The 5012-nt window shown below is 59.7% G+C and carries 4 protein-coding genes and 1 pseudogene; 4 read left to right on the top strand and 1 reads right to left on the bottom strand.

The window, feature by feature from the left end:
• Positions 1 to 293 precede the first annotated feature (293 nt).
• Positions 294 to 596: a hypothetical protein gene (locus CKW40_RS43545; RefSeq protein ID WP_143748526.1), complete on the bottom strand. Its 303-nt coding sequence runs from the start codon at positions 594 to 596 to the stop codon at positions 294 to 296.
• A 519-nt stretch (positions 597 to 1115) separates the two neighbouring features.
• Here CKW40_RS43545 and CKW40_RS41910 point away from each other — a divergent pair.
• From CKW40_RS41910 to CKW40_RS45240, 4 genes and pseudogenes are all read left to right on the top strand, one after another.
• Positions 1116 to 1649, top strand: coding sequence for a peroxiredoxin (locus CKW40_RS41910; RefSeq protein ID WP_095205335.1), 534 nt, complete (start codon positions 1116 to 1118; stop codon positions 1647 to 1649).
• A gap of 119 nt (positions 1650 to 1768) precedes the next feature.
• Entirely contained in the window at positions 1769 to 3211 is a 1443-nt protein-coding gene (gene rpoN / locus CKW40_RS41905; protein ID WP_095205334.1) for an RNA polymerase factor sigma-54, read from the top strand.
• Between the two features lie 47 nt (positions 3212 to 3258).
• Positions 3259 to 4476, top strand: a complete 1218-nt coding sequence (locus CKW40_RS41900) for an MFS transporter (protein WP_095205333.1) — start codon at positions 3259 to 3261, stop codon at positions 4474 to 4476.
• 244 nt (positions 4477 to 4720) lie between these two features.
• Positions 4721 to 4866, top strand: a pseudogene (locus tag CKW40_RS45240) (IS5/IS1182 family transposase); the annotation flags it as partial.
• Positions 4867 to 5012: the final 146 nt, after the last annotated feature.

Genomic DNA, 5012 nt, shown 5'->3' with positions numbered 1-5012 from the left:
GCAAGCGCGGATGAATTGGTCGCTAACTCAATTAGCAGGGTGTCGCGTCGTCCTTCGTCCATAGGCACCGCCGTGATGATCCAGCAAGTACAGGTTCGCCACAGCTGAGTTGCATGAACACTGACGTGCGCCCGGACAAATTTGTCGAAGCAAATTGCGTGCCGATTGCGCACGGTCGGGGTTTGCACCAGTTGCGGGTAACGGCGGCGCGGCCGTAGCGAACCTTTCGGTCGGGCTTGCGACATTGTTGTCTCGTTTCGGACGCAACGACAGGGAGAGCGAACGAAGGTATCTCAATCACGAAACCGCCCCAGACCCGAGCCGAACTCGATCTCGGTCATGCCCGAACCGGTGCGCTTGCTGAAGCCCTGGAGGGTGCCAAAGAGTTCCTCAGCAGGGGAGTCGCGACAGCGCACGACCGGAGATGCTGCAACAGCGGTGCTCTTTGCAGATTTCCGTGCCTGCCGCACATAAGAACACGACAGAGGCAAGGGCTCACGCGCTAGTTGCCGTACCCCGCCGGTGTGCGCCAATGCTTCGTTCGGCCCGTCTGGAGCGCTTTTCGTCTTTCCCGAGCCGATGCGGAGATGCTGCATGTCTCCGCTGTACAGCAGAGGACGGAGCGGCTTTCTCGGCGCGCTCGATGTCTCGGTGCAGGCACGGTGCTCCTGCACAAGATCAAACGGCTTTTGCAAAACTCGTCAGATTCACCGCCTGGACGATCTTGGCATGGCGCTTGCTCTCTTCGGTTAGAGCCCATCAAAGCACGAAGGAAGCGACTACAATCATGGCTGATACGAAGGTCTATACCACGGCCAGAGAGGCCGTGCCTATTCCAGCTGAACAGCGGGACACGGCTCCATCTTCCACAGCTCCGTGCTCGGTACCTGTCCTGCGCTCGATCGTAGCGGTGAAACGATCAGTCAAACAGCTAAGGCAGCTAACTCCCGTCGATCTCGTCGGGGGACGAGAGCAGGAGCCGGCACGTCCCCATACAACCAGAAAAATCGGCAGCGGCCGAGGGCCTCGTCTCGTTCGGCGAGCCAGCCCAGCCCGGTGTTGCGTCAGTTAACCGAGAAGCAATGCGTCGCCGTTCATTTAAAGGAGCAATATTGATGACCCTTCAAAAGAAGGTTCCCTTCGTCACCTTTCTCACGCGTATTCGCGACGATTCAGTCCAGGGGCCAAATCCATACCGCTGGGAAGAAAGGACCTCGGACGACTATTTCAGCGGCAAGCGCGTCATCCTGATCTCGCTTCCTGGCGCCTTCACCCCGACCTGCTCGACTTACCAACTGCCCAATTTCGAAGATCTCTATGACGAGTTTCAGAAGGAGGGAATTGACGCGATCTACTGCATCTCCGTCAACGATGCGTTCGTCATGAACGCGTGGGCGAAGTCCTTGGGACTGGAGAAGGTCGAACTCATCCCGGACGGCTCAGGCGAGTTCACGCGCAAGATGGGCATGCTGGTCGCCAAGGATAATCTCGGCTTTGGCATGCGGTCCTGGCGCTACGCGGCCCTGATTGAGAATGGCGTGGTGGAAAAGTGGTTCGAAGAGGAAGGCTTCTCGGACAACTGCGAGACCGACCCCTACGGCGTCTCGTCCCCGCAGAACGTTCTTGAAACGCTGAAGGCCGCCGCATGAGCGATGCAAAGATACAAGACTCCGAAGCGCCTCGCCTGAGGCTCTCCAGACGCGGTGCGCCCTAGAGAAGGCGACGTTTCAAAGCCCCAAGGGGTTCCTCGAGAGGATTCGCGCTAACCATGCAACCCACAGCAAGCCTGTTTCCGCACCAGCAGCAGTCCATGGTGGTATCGCCTCAACTCATTGAGTCGATACGCTTGCTGCAACTGGCGCATACCGAACTGCACCAGTACGTGGAGCGTGAACTCGAGAAGAACCCGCTGCTGGAAACTGCGCCACGCGACGAGGGGCCTGTCGGCGATTCCTGGCATTCGGAGAGGAATCCGCAGGACGGGGCAGGCAGCAACAACGCTGACGGTCCGATCAGGGCCGGTTCCCTGAATCGGGTGGGGCAACGGAAATCAGAGCGCAACACGAGAAACGATGTGAGGGGCAATGGCTCTGCCGTCGAGGATTTTGCCGCTTTCGCTGAAACATTGCATGGCCATGTCGCTCACCAGATCGCCCTCACCCCATTTACACCGCAGGAGCGGCTGATTGCTGGCCTGCTTGCAGCTGACCTTGAAGACACCGGGTACCTCCGCGTGGACCTTGCCGATCTGGCCAGCAGCCTGAACATCCACGAGGCTGAGATGGAACGGGTTCTCGGAACCTTGCAACGATTTGATCCACCCGGGATTTTTGCGAGAACTCTCAGCGAATGCCTGACGATACAGTTGCGCCAGCGAGACCGGTTCGACCCCGCGATGGCAGCTTTGGTTGCCAATCTTGACATGCTCGCACGACGTGATTTTCAGACCTTGAGGCAGCGTTGCGGCGTTGACGAGGACGACCTGCTCGAGATGTTGCATGAAATCCGTGCGCTCGACCCAAAGCCTGGAAACCAATTCCAATCCGGACAGCCCCAATACAAAATGCCCGACGTCTGGGTCACGGCCTCGCCCGGAGGTGGATGGCATATAGAGCTTGATCCAGATACGCTGCCCAAAATATTGATCAATCAGGACTATTTCGCCGAAGTCTCACGCTTGACGCCCAAAGGGTCGAAAGATCAAGCTTTTCTCAACGATTGCCTCGAAAACGCGAACTGGCTCATCCGCAGCCTCGATCAGCGCGCCAAGACGATCCTGAAAGTTGCAGCTGAAATAGTCCGCCAGCAAGATGACTTCTTGGAACGTGGCGTCGATCACCTGCGGCCCCTCACACTGAAGACTGTCGCTGACGCGATCGACATGCATGAGTCGACGGTGAGCCGGGTGACATCGAACAAATACATGCATACCCCGCGTGGCGTGTTCGAACTGAAGTATTTTTTCACCGCCCCGATCGCCTCCTCGCAGGGCGGCGACCCGCACTCAGCCGAGGCGGTTCGTCACCGGATCAAGGCTATCATAGCGCTGGAAAAGCCCAAAGAGGTGCTTTCTGACGAGGACATCGCTCTCCGGCTCAAGGAAACCGGTGTCGACGTCGCACGACGCACCGTCACAAAATATCGCGAAGCGATGAACATCCCCTCCTCAGTGCAACGGCGGCGGGAAAAGCGCTGGTTTAGAACGGAATAAACCTGGCCGCCCCATGCCGCGGCGTATCCACACTGGAGTCCCCATTCGTGACCCAATACGCGACAAGCGGCATGGAAGCTGTTCTGCACGGCCCAGAAAAGCCCGATGAACGCTCCGGTCGCGCATGGGGTGCGGTCATTTCGCTTGCCTTGGGCACGTTCGGGCTAGCGACGGCAGAGGTTCTGCCTGCCGCCGTGCTGACGCCGCTTATGCATGGTCTGGGCGTTACCGCGGGTGAGGCTGGACAGGCGCTTACGGCGACCGCGATCGCGGCGGCGATCGCAGCGCCGACCATGGCCCTCATAACTAAGCGCCTGGACCGCAGGACCATAATCTGCGCGATGACGCTGCTGCAGATCCTGTCGAACGTTTTGTCGGCCCTCGCGTGGTCGCTGCCGCTTCTCCTGACCGGACGCGTAGTCCTTGGCATAGCTCTCGGAGGCTTTTGGTCGATTTCGGCATCGCTCGCTGGGCGGCTCGTTCCAAGTCACCTGCTGCCGCGCGCCCTATTGGTCATTCTCACTGGGGTTTCCATCGCTCACGTTTGCGCGGGCCCGTTCGGGGTCTACGTCGGCGACAGGTGGGGATGGCAGGCCCCCTTCATTATCGTCGCAGCGCTTGGCGCCGCTACACTGGTCGTGCAGCTCATGAGCATTCCGAGGTTGCCTCCGGTTGGAGTTAAGAGCTTGCGCAGTCTGCTGAACGTGGCCAACGATCCTACGATCAAGGTTGCGCTTGTGGTGATCCTGCTGGCCGCTTCCGGCCACTTCGCCGGCCTGACGTATATGCGACCGTTCCTCGAGCAGGTTCCCGCGCTCGACTCAGACACGATCTGGCGAGTGTTGCTCGCCTTTGGCGTTGTCGGCCTTTTCGGCAATTTTGCCGGCAGCTTCCTGGCACGGTATAGCCTCAAGGCGATCGCGGCCCTGGCGCCCCTGCTCATCGCGATAGCCGCTGCGTCGCTGGTGATGGTCGGAGCATCGGCCTTGGCAGCGACGGTCGCGGTTCTCCTTTGGGGTTTTGCCTTCGGGGCTGTGCCGGTGGCGTTGCAAACCTGGGTGGTGCTGCGCGCCGCCCCCGGGCAGGCCGAAAGCGCCGGTGTGCTGATGACCGCAACGTTCCAGGTGGCCATCGCAGCGGGCGCGAGCTTCGGCGGACTATTGGCGTATCATGTCAGCCTTGTCAGTGTGTTTGGATACAGCGCGGTTGCAACGTGCCTTGCCGCCCTGACAGTGTTCTTGCTTGGCCCGAAGCGCGAGACCTAGCAGGGCCTTGCAAAAGGTACTCGCCATCGGTTTGCAAGGACGATTCATTGTCTCCGGATGGATTCGGAGACAGATGCATGCGAGGCGGAGACGACCAGAAAGGCGAACTTCAGCGACGTGGACCTTGAGGCGCGGGTACGACGCGACCATCCGATTCGCCGCATTCGGAAGCTGGCCCAACGGTGAACGGCCGCAGGCGATCACGCTTTGCGCCGACATGGTCTATTTGCGGAGGGCTTCGTCAATCGAGGAGGCGTTCGGCTGGATGAAGACGGTCGCCGGGCAGGAAAAGATCAAGTTGCGCAGCCGAGACCGCGTCGGGTGGGCCTTCACCTTCGCTGCTGCCGACGATCTGGTTCGATTGGCGAACTGCTGGCCGTGCCGGCATGACCGAGCCTGCAGCTAACTGACGAGTGGAGGGAAAATCTCTGCATATGCTTCAATGGTTTACGTGTGAGTGCAGCAGGAACCGGGCCGAACGCCTTGTGGCGGACTCGACAAAGCCGGCGATACTTGTCGGCTAGGCGACGAATTCC

The sequence above is a fragment of the Mesorhizobium carmichaelinearum genome (assembly GCF_900199455.1).
GTDB lineage: Bacteria > Pseudomonadota > Alphaproteobacteria > Rhizobiales > Rhizobiaceae > Mesorhizobium > Mesorhizobium carmichaelinearum.
The sequence above is the reverse complement of the archived record's forward strand: the minus strand, read 5'-3'. Positions and strand labels throughout refer to the sequence as shown.

Excerpts from the sequence above, each read along its gene's own strand:
- CKW40_RS43545 (WP_143748526.1), bottom strand. The coding sequence starts at position 596 with ATGCAGCATCTCCGCATCGGCTCGGGAAAGACGAAAAGCGCTCCAGAC.
- CKW40_RS41910 (WP_095205335.1), top strand. The coding sequence starts at position 1,116 with ATGACCCTTCAAAAGAAGGTTCCCTTCGTCACCTTTCTCACGCGTATT.
- rpoN (WP_095205334.1), top strand. The coding sequence starts at position 1,769 with ATGCAACCCACAGCAAGCCTGTTTCCGCACCAGCAGCAGTCCATGGTG.